We start from the raw sequence: 16,893 nt of genomic DNA, 5'->3' as shown, positions 1-16,893 counted from the left end.
ATCCCGACGACCATGGGGGAACCGGGGGTAGGGAAAGCGGAATGTCCAGATTGCCAGATTGGGTCGGCAGGTTGGGGGCCGGTCTGACCCGGCTCGCCGTTCGGCTCGAACGCGAAGAGGCCGCGGCGCGCGGTGACGAGGGCGGCGGGGGAGCCGGCCGCCCGCCCGAGCCCGCCGGTGGCCCGGAGCCGTCACCGCACCGGCCGGAGCCGTCGGGCGAGGGGCGCGAGCGGTACGAGGCGGGTGAGGCGGGCGAGCCGCCTCAGCGGCCCGAGCCGGACGAGCCGCAGGAGCAGCGCGAGCCGTCCGAGGTGCCCAGCGTGCCCGCCCCGCCCGCGTACGCCCCCGCCGTGACCGCCCGGCCCGAGCCGGCCGAGGCCGTCCCGTGGGGCGTGCGCGTCGCGGCCGAGGCCGGATGGCGGCTGCTGGTGCTGGCCGGAACGCTCTATGTGCTGATGCAGGCCATCAGCTCCATCCAGCTGGTGGTGTTCTCGTTCACCATCGCCCTGCTCATCACGGCCCTGCTGGAGCCCACCGTCACCCGGCTGCGCAACGGGGGCGTCCCGCGCGGGCTCGCCACGACCATCACCTTCATCGGCGGCTTCGTCATCATGGGGCTGGTCGTCTGGTTCGTGGTGTGGCAGGTCATGGAGAACGTCGACGAACTGTCCGACAAGCTCCAGGCCGGTATCGACGATCTGCGGCGCTGGCTGCTGCACAGCCCGTTCCATGTGACGGAGAAGCAGATCAACCATGTCGCCACGAGCCTGCGCGAGGCCGTCGGCTCCAACACCGAGGAGATCACCTCGGCCGGGCTCGAAGGCGTCACGGTCGTCGTGGAGGTGCTGACCGGCATCCTGCTGACCATGTTCAGCACGCTGTTCCTGCTGTACGACGGGCCGCGGATCTGGGGCTGGACGCTGGGGCTCGTCCCCGCCGCGGCCCGGCCTGGCATGGCGGGCGCGGGGCCGCGCGCCTGGGCCACGCTGACCGCCTATGTGCGCGGCACGGTGCTGGTGGCCCTCATCGACGCGATCTTCATCGGCGTGGGGCTCTTCTTCCTCGATGTGCCCATGGCCGTGCCCCTTGCCGTCTTCATCTTCCTCTTCGCCTTCATCCCGCTGGTCGGTGCGGTGGTCTCCGGCGCGCTCGCGGTCATCGTGGCACTCGTCACCCAGGGCGTCTTCACTGCGGGGATGGTGCTGGTGGTGGTGCTGGCCGTCCAGCAGATCGAGGGCCATGTGCTGCAGCCGTTCATCCTCGGCCGCGCGGTGCGGGTCCATCCGCTCGCCGTGGTGCTCTCCGTCGCGGGCGGCTCGCTGATCGGTGGCATCGGCGGCGCGGTGGTGGCCGTGCCGCTGGTGGCGGTCGTCAACACGGCGGTCGGCTATCTGCGGGCGTACGGCAGGGAGAGCGCCCTGCGCACCGCCCCGCGCCCGCACGGCGCGACCGTCGTGTCGACCGCGCCGGTCCGGCGGCCCCCGGAGCCGCCCGAGCCGCCGGGCGAGGACGGTACGCAACTCCCGTGACCGAAAGCGAAGGGGCGCCCCACCGGATCGGTGGGGCGCCCCTTCGTCTCTGCGGCGCGGGTATCAGGCGTTGGCGGCCAGGACGCCCTCGGCGTCCAGGGTGGCGCCGACCGCCTGGAGCACTGCGGCGATCTTGAAGGCTTCCTGGACCGTCTCACGGTCCACGCCCGCCTTGCGCAGCACCTGCTCGTGCGAGTCGAGGCACATGCCGCAGCCGTTGATCGCGGAGACCGCGAGCGACCACAGCTCGAAGTCGGTCTTGTCCACGCCCGGGTTGCCGATGACGTTCATCCGCAGACCCGCGCGCAGGTTGCCGTACTCCGGGTCGGACAGCAGGTGCCGGGTCCGGTAGTACACGTTGTTCATCGCCATGACGGCGGCCGCCGACTTGGCGGCGGTGTACGCCTCGGGCGACAGGTTGGCCTTGGCCTCCGGCTCCAGCTCGCGGAGCACCTGCGGCGAGCGCGAGGCGATCGCGCAGGCCAGCACGGTGCCCCACAGCTGCTGCTGCGGAAGCTCGGAGTTGCCGATCACCGAACCGAGGTTCAGCTTCAGGTCCTTGGCGTAGTCCGGCAGCGCGGACTTCAGGGTGTCGAGTGCCATGTCAGTTCACCTCACTCGCCGGAGAGGAGCGCGACCGGGTCGAGGGTGTCCTCGCCCTTGCTCCAGTTGCACGGGCACAGCTCGTCGGTCTGCAGGGCGTCCAGAACCCGCAGGACCTCCTTGGGGTTACGGCCCACGGAACCGGCCGTCACCATGGTGAACTGGATCTCGTTGTTCTGGTCCACGATGAAGACGGCACGCTGGGCGAAGCCGTCCTCGCCCTCGATGCCCAGGTCGCGCATCAGCTCGTGCTTGGAGTCCGCCAGCATCGGGAAGGGCAGGTCACGCAGGTCGTCGTGGTCCTTGCGCCAGGCGTGGTGGACGAACTCGGAGTCGCCCGAGAAGCCCAGGATCTGGGCGTCACGGTCGGCGAACTCCTCGTTCAGCTTGCCGAAGGCCGCGATCTCGGTCGGGCACACGAAGGTGAAGTCCTTGGGCCATGCGAAAACGATCTTCCACTTGCCCTCGTAGGTCTTGTGGTTGATCTGCTCGAACTCCTGGCCCTTCTCCAGCGAGACACAGGCGGTCAGGTCGAACTCGGGGAACTTGTCACCGACAGTGAGCACGTTTCTCCTTGCAGCTTTCGCGTGGGAGGGACCCTTTGTGGGGGTTTCCCGGGGTTGGACGATCACCACCCTGGCACATCCGGCATTGATCAGTGAAATAGCTACACTCGCTGTGGTTGATTGGAGGTGGCTATCAGTGGCCGCGACAGCGACACCGGCAGGAAAGCCGCGGCAGCCGAGCTTGTCCCAGCTCAAGGCGTTCGCCGCGGTCGCCGAGCATCTGCATTTCCGGGATGCGGCGTCCGCCATCGGGATGAGCCAGCCCGCCCTCTCGGGAGCCGTGGCCGCCCTGGAGGACACGCTGGGAGTTCAGCTTCTTGAGCGTACGACGCGCAAGGTGCTGCTCAGCCCGGCGGGCGAGCGGCTGGCCGCGCGAGCACGCTCCGTGCTCGCGGAGGTCGGCGCGCTGCTGGAGGAGGCCGAGGCGGCGCGGGCGCCGTTCACCGGGGTGCTGCGGCTCGGGGTGATCCCGACCGTGGCGCCGTATCTGCTGCCGACCGTGCTGCGGCTGGTGCGCGAGCAGTATCCGCGGCTCGACCTCCAGGTGCACGAGGAGCAGACCGCGTCGCTACTGGACGGGCTCGCCCACGGGCGGCTCGACCTGCTGCTGCTCGCGGTCCCGCTCGGCGCCCCCGGGGTGGTCGAGCTGCCGCTGTTCGATGAGGACTTCGTGCTGGTCACACCGCGGGACCACTGGCTCGGCGGGCGTACGGACATACCCCGCGAGGCGCTGGGCGAGCTGGATCTGCTGCTGCTCGACGAAGGCCACTGCCTGCGCGACCAGGCCCTGGAGGTCTGCCGCGAGGCGGGCCGCACCGAGGGCGCCCCGGTGACCACGACCGCCGCCGGGCTCTCCACGCTGGTGCAACTCGTCGGCGGCGGCCTCGGGGTGACGCTGCTGCCGCGTACCGCGCTGCGCGTCGAGACCGGCCGCAACGACGGGTTGGCCACCGGCGACTTCGCCGACCCGGCCCCCACCCGCCGCATCGCCCTGGCCATGCGCGCCGGGGCCGCGCGGGCGGAGGAGTTCGAGGCCCTGGCCACCACGCTCCGCGAGGCGGCGCGGAAGCTGCCGGTGCGGGTGGTGCGCTGACGCGCCGCCGCGGCGGGGGTTCCCTCCCCGCCGCGACGGCGCGCTGTCCCGCGTAGGGGCCGTACGAGGCGTACGACCCGTAACGGAGCTACTCGGTGCGCAGGCCCTCCGGGCGCATCATGCGCCACAGCGGCGGGAGGCTGGCCAGGGTCACCAGCAGGATGACGCCCGCGCCGATGCCGGTCATCGCGGCGAGTCCGGCCCAGTCCACGACGATTGCCTGATCGACCATCTTCAGCAGCAGGACGCCCAGGCCCAGTCCGCCCGCGATCGACAGCGCGAGACCCAGCACCACCGGGACCGCGGTCTGCCACAGGACGGACCAGCTCAGCGTGGTGCGCCGGGTGCCGAAGGCGACCAGGACCGAGAGCAGCCGCTTGCGGTCCCGCAGTTGCTCCAGCGTCGTCACGATCATGCTGGCCCCGATGAGCAGCAGCGTCGCGGTGGCGCCGATGAACAGGACGTTGCGGATCGTCGCGAACTCGGACGACTGCGAGGTGCTGCGGAGCTGTACCACGTCCAGTGCCGGGCCGATTCCCGCGCTGGCGTTGCGCACGTACTCGGTGGCGTCCGGCACCTTCGGGTCCAGCCGGATCATCGCCTGGGCCTGCGCGTCCGGCAGGTCCGCGATGTCCAAGGCGCCGGGGGTGGCGAGGATGCCGCCGGCCGTGGCGCCGGTCGGATCCGTCCGGGGGTGCACCTTCTTGGCCGAACCGGGGATCGTCCACAGCTTCTTCTGGTCGGGCGAGGGCAGTCCGTCGTCGCGGAAGCTCAGATTGACCTGTGCGCCCGGCTTCACGAAGGCGTCCTCGGGGGCCACGTAACTGTCGTCGCCGTTGATGACGAACACGTCGCCGTCCCGGCAGCTGGTGATGCTGGCCACCTCGCGCAGCGCGGGGCAGTCGGCGACGGTGAGGGAGTCGGTCGGGATGTCGGCCGGGTCCTTCTTCTTGCTGCGCGCGTCGGAGACGTTGTCCAGGGTGATGCCGAGCACGCTCCGCACGCCCTTGGTCGCGCGGAGCCGCGCGAAGGCGTCGTTGGCCTGGGCGCCGTTGTCCACCTTGGCGTTCAGGATCAGCTCGGCGCGATTCGGGTCCTGGCCGGTCTCCTCGGTGTTCTGGGCCTCCACGCTCGCGAAGAGCATCTGGAGCGCGATGGCCCCGGCGACCGCCACCGTGATGCCGCTGACCGCGCGCGCCGCGGTACCGCTGCTGAGCTGGAGCCGGCGGGTGGCGAGCTGCCAGGGCACCGGGCCCTTGCCGAAGCGTTCCACCACGGCCTCGACCAGCCAGGGCAGCATCGCGGTGAGGCCGATGAGCAGCAGTACGGCACCGGCCGCGGCCTGGTACGTCTGGAGGTCGCCGCCCCTGCTGCCCGCTCCGAAGCCGCCCGCGAGCGGCGCCAGCAGCCCGACCCCGAGGACCGGCAGCGCCAGCCGCCACCACAGCCGCCGCCGCTTGGGGGTGGCGTTCCGTACGACGCCGAGCGGCTCGATGGCGATGGCGCGCAGGGCGACGAGCGTGACGGTGACGGCCGACGCGGGCACGATCAACGCGATCGCCAGCGCGAGCGGGAAGGTGGGCGTGATGTCGGAGGTGTAGAAGCTGAGGTCCCCCATCGACGCACCGCTGACGGATTCCCGCAGCAGCAGGAAGAGCGCGGCGCCGACCGCGAGTCCGAGGACCGAGCCGAAGAGCGACTCACCGGCGGCGATCCGCCGGGTCATATGGGTGTCGGCGCCGACCAGCCGCAGCGCGGCCAGCCGTCGGTCGCGCCGCTCGCCGCCGAAGCGGGCCGCGGTGGCGATGAAGATGAGCACCGGCAGCAGCAGCACCACACAGCCCACGACGACCAGCAGCACCAGCGCGGGGTCCAACTCGTCGCCGCTCTTGTCCTGGGCACCCCAGCGGTCGAGGCGGTAGTCGGAGATGACGTGGTCGAACTGCTTCTGGGTGATTCCCGCGTAGTAGCGGAGTTCGCCGGGCCCGGACAGCCCGTTGTCGCCGATCACACCGACGGTGCGGTACGGGAAGCGGTCCCGGAGCAGCTTGCCCCCGTCGGAGTCGAGCAGCTTCTTCAGCGCGGGCGAGACCCACATCTCACCTGCGGCCGGAACGCCGCTGATCCCCGGGGGATGGGGCGGGCGGTCGCCGTCGGGCGACATCACCATGCCCTGGATGTCCTCGTCGCGGAAGTCGGTGTTCGCCTGGGCGACGCGGACCGTGTCGGGTCCGGCCTTCGGCTCCTCCCCGAAGCCGAAGGCGGCCATGGCGTTGGTCCGCTCGTTGCGCGCGGAGTCCATGGTGGGCACGGAGGCGGCGAACAGCAGCAGCGTGACGCCGAGGCCGACGCCGACCGCCGTCATGATCGTCCGGGCCCAGCTCTCCCGTCCGCCGTTCACCGCGAACCGGGCGCCCATGGCGAGGTCAGCGGCCCACCGGGCGACGCTGACGCGCCGCGGCGGCTCGGGGGCGGACGGCCGGGGCGAGGGCGGTACGGCCGTCAGGGTCGCGCCGCCTTTGGCGCCGTCGCCGGTGTCGTCGTGCGGGCCGGTGGGGCCCTCGTGCGGGCCGCTCACCGGACGCCCGCCATGTCCCGCGCCTTGCCGTCGCGCACGACGACCTCGCGGTCGGAGTACGCGGCGACCCGCGCCTCATGGGTGACCAGGACGACGGCCGTACGGGTCTCCCGGGCCGCCTCGGTCAGCAGCTCCATCACCCGCTCGCCGTTGAGGGAGTCCAGCGCACCGGTCGGCTCGTCCGCGAACAGCACCCGCGGGCCGGTGACCAGCGAACGGGCGACCGCGACGCGCTGCCCCTGACCGCCGGAGACCTCGCCGGGCCGCTTGGCCGCCACATCGGCGACCTCCAGCCGGTCCATCCAGGACACCGCCCGGGCCTCGGCCTCCTTTCGCTTGACGCCGTTGAGCCGCAGCGGCAGCGCGACGTTCTCCACGCAGGTCAGCTCGGGGACGAGCTGGCCGAACTGGAAGACGAAGCCGAACTCCCCGCGGCGCAGCCTGCTGCGCTCGGCGTCCGACAGGGCGGACAGCTCGCGCCCGCTGTAGTGGACCGCGCCGGAGTCCGGCCGGACGATTCCGGCCAGGCAGTGCAGCAGGGTCGACTTGCCGGAGCCGGAGGGGCCCATGACGGCGACGACCTCGCCGGGGTGGATGGAGAAGTCCGCGCCGTCCAGCGCGGGCGTGGGGCCGTACGACTTGTGCAGGCCGTCGGCAATCAGCAGGGAACCGGCCGGAGTCATGAACGCACCGCCTTGGCGAGTGGGCTGAGGCGGGCCGCGGTGAGCTCAAGCCAGCGCAGATCGGCCTCGAGGTGGAAGAGGGCGTGGTCGCAGATGAGCTGGTCGCTGAGGTCGCCGCCGCGCTTGCGCTGGGTCAGCTCGCGCATCAGCCGCAGATGTTCCGCGCGCTGGACGTCGAGCAGATCGGCGGCGTCGCGCCCGGTGAGCAGGGCGAGGACGACCTTGGTGTAGAGGACCGACTGGAGGTAGGGCTCGGGCTTCTCGGGCTGAGCGAGCCACTGCTCCACATCGGTGATGCCCGCGTCGGTGATCGCGTAGCGCTTGCGCTCGGGACCGCCCGCGTGCTCGACGCCGTCGACCTCGACGAGGCCGTTCTTCAGGAGCCGGGACATGGTCGAGTAGACCTGCCCGTAGTGGAGCGGGCGGTCGTGCCCGAACTTCTCGTCGAAGGCGCGCTTGAGGTCGTAGCCGTGTCGTGGACCGGACTCCAGAAGTCCGAGCAGGGTGTGGCCGATTGACATGCGCAGCACTCTACACCACGCGTATACATGGCGTGTATAGCTGCGGTGCAGAGTGCGTTTTAGCTGGTCAGAGCCTTACGGTGCGGTCAGGTCCCCGATTCGCCGTCTTCGCTGCTGTCTTCGGCTGCCGCGCGCGGTGGGCGGCCGCGGCGCGGGATCGGCCGGGCCGCTCCGGGCAGTCGGCCCGCGTCCGCCAGCGCCTTGCGCAGCAGGAACTCGATCTGCGCGTTGGCGCTGCGCAGCTCCTCGCCCGCCCAGCGGGCGAGGGCGTCGTAGACCGCCGGGTCGAGCCGCAGCAGCGTCTGCTTGCGCTGCCGCCGCGGCTGCCGGCCGGCCGTTCCCTCTTCTTCTTGCTCCGTCACTGGTAGAGCGTGCCGGTGTTGAGGACGGGCTGCGGGGCGCGGTCCCCGCACAGCACCACCATCAGATTGCTGACCATCGCGGCCTTGCGCTCCTCGTCCAGCTCGACGATGTCCTCCTCGGTGATGCGGGCCAGCGCCGCCTCGACCATGCCGACCGCGCCGTCCACGATCTGCCGCCGCGCGGCGACCACGGCGCCCGCCTGCTGCCGCTGGAGCATCGCGGAGGCGATCTCCGGGGCGTACGCGAGGTGGGTGAAGCGCGACTCGATGATGCGGACCCCGGCCGCCTCGACCCGGGCGTGCAGTTCGATCGCGAGCTTCTCGGTGATCTCCTCGGCGTTGCCGCGCAGCGACAGGCCGTCCTCGTCGTGGGCGTCGTACGGGTACTCGATGGCGATGTGGCGCACGGCGGCCTCGGTCTGGGTGGCGACGAACTCCAGGAAGTCGTCCACCTCGAACATCGCCTGCGCGGTGTCCTCGACCTTCCAGACCACGACCGCGGCCAGCTCGATCGGGTTGCCGTAGGCGTCGTTGACCTTGAGCACCGCGGTCTCGTGGTTGCGCACCCGGGTGGAGATCTTCTCCCGGCTGGTCAGCGGGTTCACCCAGCGCAGCCCGTCGGTGCGGATGGTGCCGCGGTAGCGGCCGAAGAGCTGGACGACCCGGGCCTCGCCCGGCGCGACCATGTTCAGCCCGCACATCGTGATGATCGCGGTGAGGATCACCACGATCCCGGCGACGATCAGCGTGGTGGACGCGGCGCCCTTGTGTCCGGCGGCGACCGCGGCCCCGGCGAGGATCAGCCCGACCCCGGCGGCCAGCCCGACCAGGCCCAGCAGCAGGGCGAGGCCACCGCTGATGTTCTTGGCGGCCCGCTCCCGTATCTGCGGCTCGGGGATGGCCGGTATGCCGGCGGTGGGGGTGGTGGTGTCGGTGGCGGTGTCGGTCATGGGGTCCCCGTTCCTGTCGGAAGCTGTCTAGCAAAGTGATAACACATTTCCCTTCCCGTGCAACCTCCGGTGGCACTGGGCCGTCAGTTCCCGTAAAGGACGTGCTCTTTGTCACGTACGGAAAAAGCTTGATCGATGAGTATTTGCCGGTTGTAGCGGTGTTAGCTTCATGAGCTGGCTTGGGTGCGGGGGGCTGATGGACTGGAGCGGCGGGAGAGATGGGTAGAGCGGACGATCGGCGGGCGCGGCAGAAGGGCGCACGCAGGGCCAAGAAGGCCGCCAAGCAGGGGGGTATACGCCGGTTCTTCACCTGGAAGATGGTGTTGGGCTACTTCGTCGGGCTGGGTGCCCTGGGGGTCGGGGCGTTCGCCATCCTGTACTTCAGCGTGAAGGTTCCCCCGGCCAACGCTGCGGCGAAGGCGGAAGCCAACATCTACAAGTACAGCGACGGCTCGATCATGGCGAAGGAGGGCTCGGTCAACCGCGAGTCGGTGCCGCTCTCCGAGATCCCCAAGAAGGTGCAGCACACCTTCGTCGCCGCCGAGAACAAGGACTTCTACACCGACTCCGGTGTGTCCTTCTCCGGCACCGCGCGCGGCCTGATCAACACCGCCCTCGGCCGCGGCAAGCAGGGTGGCTCGACCATCACCCAGCAGTTCGTCAAGAACTACTACCTGAGCCAGGAGCAGACGGTCAGCCGCAAGCTCAAGGAGCTGGTGATCTCCCTCAAGGTGGACCAGGACAAGTCCAAGGACTACATCCTCCAGGGCTACATCAACACCAGCTACTACGGCCGCGGCGCCTACGGCATCCAGGCCGCCGCCCGCGCGTACTACAACAAGGACGCGGAGGGCCTGTCGGTTCAGCAGGGCGCCTACCTCGCGGCACTGCTCCAGGCCCCCAGCCAGTACGACTATTCAACGGCGGGTCCCAACGGCAAGAAGCTGGTCGTGGCCCGCTGGAACTACATCCTCAACAACATGGTCGAGAAGGACTGGCTGTCCAAGAGCGAGCGCGACGGGCTGAAGTTCGAGAAGCCCATCGCGCCCCGCCCCATCCCGGGGCTCGAGGGCCAGACCGGCTACGTGATCCTTGAAGCCAAGAAGGAGCTGAACAAGGCGGGGATCAGCGAGAGCGAGTTCGAGGCCGGGGGCTGGACGGTCACCCTCAACATCGACAAGAAGAAGCAGAAGGCGCTGGAGAAGGCCGTCCAGACCGAGCTGACCGACAAGCTGGACCCCAAGAAGCGCCAGGTCGACAAGGACGCCCAGGTCGGCGCGGTCTCGGTGGACCCCAAGACCGGTGGCATCGTGGCGATGTACGGCGGCGCGGGCTACACCGAGCACTACACCAACAACGCGACCCGCTCGGACTACCAGCCCGCCTCCACCTTCAAGCCGCTCATCCTGGCCTCGGCCTACGAGAACGGCTCGACGACGCAGGACGGCACACCGATCTCGGCCAAGACCCTCTACGACGGCACCAGCAGGCGGCCGGTCAAGGGCAGCGACACCGCGTTCGCCCCGCCGAACGAGGACAACAAGTCCTACGGCGCGATCAACGTCCAGAAGGCGATGAACAAGTCCGTCAACTCCGTCTTCGCTCAGATGGCGGTGGACGTGGGCCTGAGCAAGGTCAAGAACACCGCCACGGACCTCGGCATGAACGGCGACGTGAAGAACGGCTTCGACGTGCGCCCCGCGATGTCGCTGGGCGTGATGGGTGCCAGCCCCGAGCAGATGGCCGGGGTCTACGCGACCCTCGACAACCACGGCAAGAAGGTCACCCCGGCGTTCGTGAAGTCGGCCCAGAAGGGCGAGGACCAGCAGGCCGACCTGCCGGACCCGACCAACGGCCAGGCGATCAGCCGTGGCGCGGCCGACTCCGTCACCCAGGTGCTGACCGGTGTGGTCGACGACGACGACGGCACGGGCCAGGCCGTGCGCACCAAGGGCCAGGAGATGGCGGGCAAGACCGGCACCTCGGACGACAACAAGTCCGCCTGGTTCACCGGCTACACCCCGGACCTGGTCACCTCGGTCGGCATGTTCGGCGAGAGGGAGGGCAAGGGCACACAGGTCTCGCTCAAGGGCACGGCCGGCGGCGGCCGGGTCAACGGTGGTGACTTCCCGGCCAGGATCTGGTCCGCGTACATGGGCAGCACCCTGAACAGCTCGTCGACCACGAAGTTCGACCTGGACACCGAGCTGAACAACGTCGCGTCGCCCCCGCCGACGACGGAGACCGAGGAGGCGCCGACCACGACCGCGCCGCCCACGGAGGAAGAGAGCCCGACCCCGAGCGACACCCCGACGGCGGACGACTCGCCCACCGCTCCCAGCTCGCCCCCGACCCCGTCGACCCCTCCGTCCACCCCGGCCTCGCCGCCCGCGACGCTGCCCACTTCGCCGATCACCCCGCCGGGCAACGACAACGGCGGTGGCGACGGCGACCAGGGACAGAACCTGGGCTGACCGGCCCGGCCGCCCGGCCGATCCCCCTGAGCCGCCCGGCGCCTTCCTCCACGGAAGGCGCCGGGCGGCTCAGTTCGGCATCGCCAGTTCGAACCAGACGACCTTGCCCGTGGACAGCCGGGTCGCGCCCCACCGCCGCGCCATCCGGTTGACCAGGTACAGTCCGCGCCCGCCCTCGTCGGAGGGGCGGGCCTGGCGGAGCCGCGGCAGCTGCGGCACGTCGTCGCCGACCTCGCAGCGGAGCACGTCGGTGCGGAGCAGCCGCAGGGTGATGGGCCGCTCCGCGTACCGTACGGCGTTGGTCACCACCTCGCTGACCAGCAGCTCCACCGCGTCCGTCAGATCCTCCAGGTCCCAGCGGGCCAGCGCCCGGCGGGCCAGGCGGCGGGCCTGCCCCGCGGTCTGGGCCTTGGGGTCCAGGAACCAGTACGCGACGTCGCTGGGCGCGATGCCCTCGAAGCGGGCGGCGAGCAGCGCCACGTCGTCGTCGCGGTCGCCGGGGCCGAGCATGTCCAGCACCTCGTCGCACAGCGGCTCCAGCGGCGGCGGGTTGGGTCCGGTGAGCCGGGCGGTGGCGGTCAGCCGCTCGCGCAGCTGCTCGATCCCGGTCCACACGTCGCGCATCCGCGACTCGACCAGGCCGTCGGTGTAGAGCATGAGGGTGGCCCCGGCGGGCGCGTCCAGCTCGACCGCCTCGAAGTCGACGCCGCCGACCCCGATCGGCGCGCCCGGCGGCACCCGCAGCACCTCGGCGCGGCCGCCGCGGTGCAGCAGCAGGGGCGGCGGATGGCCCGCGTTGGCGACGACGATGCGGTGCGCGACCGGGTCGTAGACCGCGTACAGGCAGGTGGCCATGCGGTCGGTGCCGAGCCGCTGGGCCTGCTCGTCGAGGTGGTGCAGCACCTCCTGCGGCGGCAGGTCGAGCCCGGCCAGGGTCTGCGCGGTGGTGCGCAGCTGGCCCATGATCGCGGCCGAGGTCATGGAGTGGCCCATGACGTCGCCGACCACCAGCGCCACCCGGTTGCCGGGCAGCGGGATCGCGTCGTACCAGTCGCCGCCGACCCGCGCGGTCTCGGCCGCGGGCAGATAGCGGCTGGCCAGCCGGACGCCGGTGGGCTGGGGCAGCGAGTCCGGCAGCATGGTGCGCTGGAGCTCGTCCGCGATGTAGACCTCGCGCCCGTACAGCACCGCCTTGTCCACGCCGAGCGCGGTGTGGGTGGCGAGCTGCGCGGCGACCAGCAGATCGTCCGGTTCGAACGGCGGCCGGTCAGGGCGGCGTACGAAGACGGCCGCGCCGATGACCCGGCGGCGGCCGCGCAGCGGGGCCAGCACGGTGCGCTGACCGGTCGCCACCGTCGGCCCGTCGCCGAGGAGTTCGGGCAGCGCGGCGCGGGCGGCCTGCGAGTCGCCGAACACCGGCCGCACCCCGCGCAGCACCTCGGCCAGCGGACCGCCCGCCTCCACCTCGCACAGCTCGGCCGCGGGGCCGCCGCCCACGGCGGGCGCCAGGTCGGGCTGCGAGGACATCAGCGGCAGCCGTCCGCTCTCGGTGTCCGGGTCCAGCGGGATCCGGTCGGTGCGGCGCAGCCGCAGCACGACCGGGCCGACCGGGCGCTCGTCGCCGACCGGCAGCGGATCGCGCAGATAGACCAGGATCGCGTCGGCGAAGGTGGGCACGGTGGCCCGGCACAGGCCGAGCACGATCTCGTCGAGGTCGATGCCGCGCGCGATGCGCCGCGTCGCCGCCCCGACGAACCGCAGCCGGTCCCCGCTGCGGTCCCGCAGCGCGGCGGAGCCGTCGGCGCCGGGCGCGTTCGAGGGCGGTACGGCGGGCATCCCGCCCTCCGGCGTGGTGTACCCGACCTCACTGGCGGCCGCGACGTCGTCAGACGCCGTGGCCTCGCCCGCGGGCGCGTCCGGCCGCGCCGGGGCCGGGTGTTCGCCCGCCGCGGTGCTGGGGGCGTCGTCCCGGGCCCCGGGTCGGCGCGCCGCGCCTCTGGCGGCATTGCGGTCCGCGTCCCACACAGGCTCGCCCTCCGGTGTGCCGTGCTCCGGCTGCTCGCTGTGCGCCGTGGTCCTGGCCTTCGTCCCGCCACCGGCGCGCTGTGCCCCTGTGCCGCCGCGCGGCGCGGCCTTCGCCGCACGGCCGCCGCGGCGCTGTGGCCGTGTTTCCCCTTCGGCCAGGGCTCCGTCCGGCTCCGGGGCCGGGGCGTCGCCTGGGCCTGCGGAGGCCGCCGGGCCGTCCGCGGGGAAGGCGGGACGTGGCCGGCCGCCGCCCGGCTCCTGACCGGGGGCGGCCGTCTGCCGCACGGCGGTCCGCGGGTCCGGGACCGCGCCGTGTGCGTCCTCGGGCGCGCCCGAGGCGGCGGCAGGGGTGGCAGCCTGTCGCCTGTTGTGGGAGGTGGGGTGCTCCGTCACGCGTGGGTTTCCATCCGTCCGGGGCCGTGCGCCCCCGTCTCGTCGGGGGCGCACCGAGTGTCAGGCACGTCGTCGGCAGTTCAGATAGAGCTGGATCTCGGGTGGTACGTCCGTGCTGGCCGGGGCGTACGCGTGCGAGTCCTCCCCGACGATCTCGAAGCCCGCATCCGTCACGACCTGTCGAAGTTCGTCCCGCAGATAACCCGATACCCGGACCGAGTTGCCGAGGAACGGAATGGCGAAGTCGTCGACGTCCGCCTCGACCATGGCGAGTCCCAGCAGTCCGCCGGGTCTCAGCACGCCGTGCAGGGCGCGCAGCGCGTACGGGATCTCCGGGCGGGGCAGCAGCAGCAGCGCGAAGTACGCGGCGATACCGTCGAACGGGCCGAGTTCCCGGGAGCCCCCGGGGCCGTACCGGCCGCCGATCCTCAGGTCGACGATGTCCACCTGGCAGAAGTCGGCGCCCGGCACATTGTCCCGGGCCAGCTTCAGCATCCCCGGGGAGATGTCGATGCCGGTCACCCGGTGTCCGGCATCGGTCAGCTGACGGGCCGTGGGCAGCCCCGTACCGCAGCCGACGTCGAGCACGCGGGACCCGGGCGGCAGTGTGTCGGCCAGCCATTGGCCCGCCGTGACCTGGCCTTCCTTATGGGGGAAGGCGTCGTCGTAGCGGTCCCCGATGGCGTCGAACGCCTCCGCCTGACCGCTGCGGTCGAGCGCCAGGCGGTCGAAGTCCTCGTAGCCCGCGTAGCCGTCGCCGTAGTCGTCCTCACCGCTCACGACTCCCGCCCCTCCTGTGACATTGCGTCAGATCGTGCGCATCGTCCGTGAGTTGCGCCTATGTCTTGTTTCCCGCATGTGCAGTGTTCCGGACGACGATCCTACGTTTGAAACACGGGGACACAGCAAGAGGTTCAGGACCTCGAGTGCGCCGACGTGCGCCCCCTGCGGCCGGTGTCCCCGCGATCCCAGTCCGCCGGGAGGACGGGGACCGTCCACGACGGGTCCGGACGCCACTCCTCCCACCCCTCCCGGAACGGCGCGCCCCAGGACTCGATTACCCGCACGGCGGCCCGGCCCGCCGCCCGTACCCGCTCGGCCTGCTCATCGGGCATCAGACCGGCCCGCTGCGCCTGCGCGAACTCGTCCTCGTCCTTCCATTCCCAGCTGCGGTCCGGGTAGACCGCGATGTCCAGGAAGTGGTCCTCGGAGTCCACCCCGCCGCTCCAGCGGGCCAGCGGCTCCTCCAGGTTCACGTACCAGTTCTTGAACCGCCAGTCGCGCTCCCAGAACAGCCACACCGACCAGGGCTCGCCCGGCCGGGCCAGCTTGAGCACCCCGGTGCCGAACCACTGCGACAGCGCGGTGGTGCGCGGCTTGGTGTAGCGCGTGGACAGCGGCTCGCGGTGCACTTGCGTACCGTCCGCGAGCTGCGGTTTCACACACGCCGTACCGGGCGCCAGCCAGACGGCCAGCAGCTCCGGGGTGTCCCGGACGACGGTCACCGGACGGCAGATGTGGATGGCGTCGGAGGCATTGGCGCGATAACGCCAGAGGATGTGGTCCCCCGGCGCCCATCGGGCGCCGCCCGCCATGCCCGTCGTCTCCACGATGTCCGCTGTCATGAGCAGATCTTAGGTGCGACGGGGCCGCCGTGCCGTGACCTATGCCGCACGCACAGTACAACAGGGGCTTACGGATGCGTCATGCGCAGCACGTCCAGCGCCTCGTCCAGCTGCTCCCGGGTCAGCAGACCGCGCTCCACATAGCCCGACTCCAGCACCACCTCGCGGATGGTCTTCCGCTCGGCCAGGGACTTCTTGGCGACCTTCGCCGCCTCCTCGTAGCCGAGGTAGCGGTTGAGCGGGGTGACGACGGACGGGGAGGACTCCGCGTACTCCCTGGCCCGCTCCGCGTTCGCGGTGATCCCGTCGATCGTACGGTCCGCCAGCAGCCGGGAGGCGCTGGTCAGCAGGCGGATCGACTCCAGCAGATTCTTGGCGATCACCGGGAGCATCACGTTCAGCTCGAAGTTCCCGGCGGCCCCGGCCGTGGCGACGGTCGTGTCGTTGCCGGTGACCTGGGCCGCGACCATCAGGACGGCCTCGGGGATCACCGGGTTCACCTTCCCCGGCATGATCGACGAACCGGGCTGGAGGTCGGGCAGCGCGATCTCAGCGAGGCCGGTGCGCGGGCCGGACGCCATCCAGCGCAGATCGTTGGCGATCTTGGTGAGGCCGACCGCGATGGTCCGCAGCTGACCGGACGTCTCCACCAGCCCGTCCCGCGCACCCTGCGCCTCGAAGTGGTTCCGGGCCTCGGTCAGCGGCAGCCCGGTGGCCCGGGCCAGCTCGGCGATGACCGCGGCCGGGAACCCGGGCGGGGTGTTGATGCCGGTGCCCACGGCGGTGCCGCCCAGTGGCAGTTCCGCCAGCCGGGGGAGCGCGGCGCGCAGCCGCTCCACCCCGTACCGCACCTGCGCCGCGTAGCCGCCGAACTCCTGGCCCAGCGTCACGGGCGTGGCGTCCATCAGATGGGTGCGCCCCGCCTTGACCACCTCGGCGAACTCCTCCGCCTTGCGCTCCAGCGCCTCCGCCAGGTGGTCCAGCGCCGGGATCAGGTCGGCGGTGACGGCGGCGGTGGCGGCGACGTGGATGGAGGACGGGAAGACGTCGTTGGACGACTGGCTGGCGTTCACATGGTCGTTGGGGTGCACAGGGCGGCCCAGCCGTTCGCTCGCGAGCGTGGCCAGCACCTCGTTGGTGTTCATGTTGGACGAGGTGCCGGAGCCGGTCTGGAAGACGTCCACCGGGAAGTGGTCGTCCCAGCGGCCCTCGGCGACCTCGGCGGCCGCCTCCGCGATCGCCGCCGCCAGGTCCTCCTCCACCACGCCCAGCTCGGCGTTGACCACGGCCGCCGCGGCCTTGATCCGGGCCAGCGCCTCGATGTGGGCCCGCTCCAGGCGCTGCCCGCTGATGGGGAAGTTCTCCACCGCGCGCTGGGTCTGTGCCCGCCACTTGGCGTGCGCGGGCACCTTCACCTCACCCATGGAGTCGTGCTCGGTCCGGTAGCTCTCTTCGGTCATCAGGACACCTCCATGCAGCACAGCGCTGCCC

The 16,893-nt window shown here is 71.4% G+C and carries 14 protein-coding genes; 3 read left to right on the top strand and 11 right to left on the bottom strand.

Annotated elements, in window-relative coordinates; all coding sequences use genetic code 11:
- Positions 1-41: 41 nt before the first annotated feature.
- A complete protein-coding gene (locus ACH4TL_RS03545; protein WP_398312806.1) occupies positions 42-1,529 on the top strand; it encodes an AI-2E family transporter in 1,488 nt (495 codons plus the stop codon).
- Between the two features lie 63 nt (positions 1,530-1,592).
- Here ACH4TL_RS03545 and ACH4TL_RS03540 read toward each other — a convergent pair whose 3' ends face one another.
- Positions 1,593-2,132 carry an alkyl hydroperoxide reductase gene (locus ACH4TL_RS03540; RefSeq protein ID WP_398312809.1) on the bottom strand — a complete coding sequence of 180 codons (540 nt, stop codon included), beginning with the start codon at positions 2,130-2,132 and terminating at the stop codon, positions 1,593-1,595.
- Between the two features lie 11 nt (positions 2,133-2,143).
- A complete protein-coding gene (locus ACH4TL_RS03535) occupies positions 2,144-2,698 on the bottom strand; it encodes a peroxiredoxin (protein WP_398312812.1) in 555 nt (184 codons plus the stop codon).
- 136 nt (positions 2,699-2,834) lie between these two features.
- On the opposite strand from ACH4TL_RS03535, the gene ACH4TL_RS03530 reads away from it, so the two are divergent.
- Positions 2,835-3,791, top strand: a complete 957-nt coding sequence (locus ACH4TL_RS03530) for a hydrogen peroxide-inducible genes activator (RefSeq protein WP_398312815.1) — start codon at positions 2,835-2,837, stop codon at positions 3,789-3,791.
- Positions 3,792-3,879: 88 nt separating this feature from the next.
- Here ACH4TL_RS03530 and ACH4TL_RS03525 read toward each other — a convergent pair whose 3' ends face one another.
- The 5 genes from ACH4TL_RS03525 to ACH4TL_RS03505 all read right to left on the bottom strand — a co-directional run bounded on the left by ACH4TL_RS03525 (position 3,880) and on the right by ACH4TL_RS03505 (position 8,885).
- The gene (locus ACH4TL_RS03525) at positions 3,880-6,369 is read right to left on the bottom strand and encodes an FtsX-like permease family protein (protein ID WP_398312818.1); all 2,490 of its coding nucleotides are present in this window, start codon (positions 6,367-6,369) and stop codon (positions 3,880-3,882) included.
- Complete coding sequence (locus ACH4TL_RS03520; RefSeq protein ID WP_398312821.1) at positions 6,366-7,052, bottom strand: ABC transporter ATP-binding protein; 687 nt, start codon at positions 7,050-7,052, stop codon at positions 6,366-6,368. The genes ACH4TL_RS03525 and ACH4TL_RS03520 overlap by 4 nt, the downstream gene beginning before the upstream one ends.
- Positions 7,049-7,573, bottom strand: coding sequence for a PadR family transcriptional regulator (locus ACH4TL_RS03515; RefSeq protein WP_039937797.1), 525 nt, complete (start codon positions 7,571-7,573; stop codon positions 7,049-7,051). Before ACH4TL_RS03515 ends, ACH4TL_RS03520 begins: the two co-directional genes overlap by 4 nt.
- Positions 7,574-7,659: 86 nt before the next feature.
- A complete protein-coding gene (locus ACH4TL_RS03510) occupies positions 7,660-7,935 on the bottom strand; it encodes a hypothetical protein (RefSeq protein WP_398312824.1) in 276 nt (91 codons plus the stop codon).
- A complete protein-coding gene (locus tag ACH4TL_RS03505; protein ID WP_398312827.1) occupies positions 7,932-8,885 on the bottom strand; it encodes an SPFH domain-containing protein in 954 nt (317 codons plus the stop codon). Before ACH4TL_RS03505 ends, ACH4TL_RS03510 begins: the two co-directional genes overlap by 4 nt.
- Before the next feature lie 218 nt (positions 8,886-9,103).
- Here ACH4TL_RS03505 and ACH4TL_RS03500 point away from each other — a divergent pair, with 218 nt between their 5' ends.
- On the top strand, positions 9,104-11,359 hold the full coding sequence (locus ACH4TL_RS03500; RefSeq protein ID WP_398312830.1) for a transglycosylase domain-containing protein: 2,256 nt from the start codon (positions 9,104-9,106) through the stop codon (positions 11,357-11,359).
- A 69-nt stretch (positions 11,360-11,428) separates the two neighbouring features.
- On the opposite strand, the gene ACH4TL_RS03495 is transcribed toward ACH4TL_RS03500, so the two are convergent.
- The 4 genes from ACH4TL_RS03495 to ACH4TL_RS03480 form a co-directional block, all read right to left on the bottom strand.
- Positions 11,429-13,777, bottom strand: coding sequence for a SpoIIE family protein phosphatase (locus tag ACH4TL_RS03495; RefSeq protein ID WP_398312833.1), 2,349 nt, complete (start codon positions 13,775-13,777; stop codon positions 11,429-11,431).
- A 60-nt stretch (positions 13,778-13,837) separates the two neighbouring features.
- On the bottom strand, positions 13,838-14,557 hold the full coding sequence (locus ACH4TL_RS03490; RefSeq protein ID WP_398312836.1) for a methyltransferase domain-containing protein: 720 nt from the start codon (positions 14,555-14,557) through the stop codon (positions 13,838-13,840).
- A gap of 134 nt (positions 14,558-14,691) precedes the next feature.
- Positions 14,692-15,402, bottom strand: a complete 711-nt coding sequence (locus ACH4TL_RS03485; RefSeq protein ID WP_398312839.1) for a DUF402 domain-containing protein — start codon at positions 15,400-15,402, stop codon at positions 14,692-14,694.
- 68 nt (positions 15,403-15,470) lie between these two features.
- Positions 15,471-16,862 carry a class II fumarate hydratase gene (locus tag ACH4TL_RS03480; protein WP_398312842.1) on the bottom strand — a complete coding sequence of 464 codons (1,392 nt, stop codon included), beginning with the start codon at positions 16,860-16,862 and terminating at the stop codon, positions 15,471-15,473.
- Positions 16,863-16,893 lie beyond the last annotated feature (31 nt).

The organism is Streptomyces sp. NPDC021115 (assembly GCF_044333065.1).
Classification (GTDB): domain Bacteria; phylum Actinomycetota; class Actinomycetes; order Streptomycetales; family Streptomycetaceae; genus Streptomyces.
This window is presented reverse-complemented; position numbering and strand designations above follow the sequence as displayed.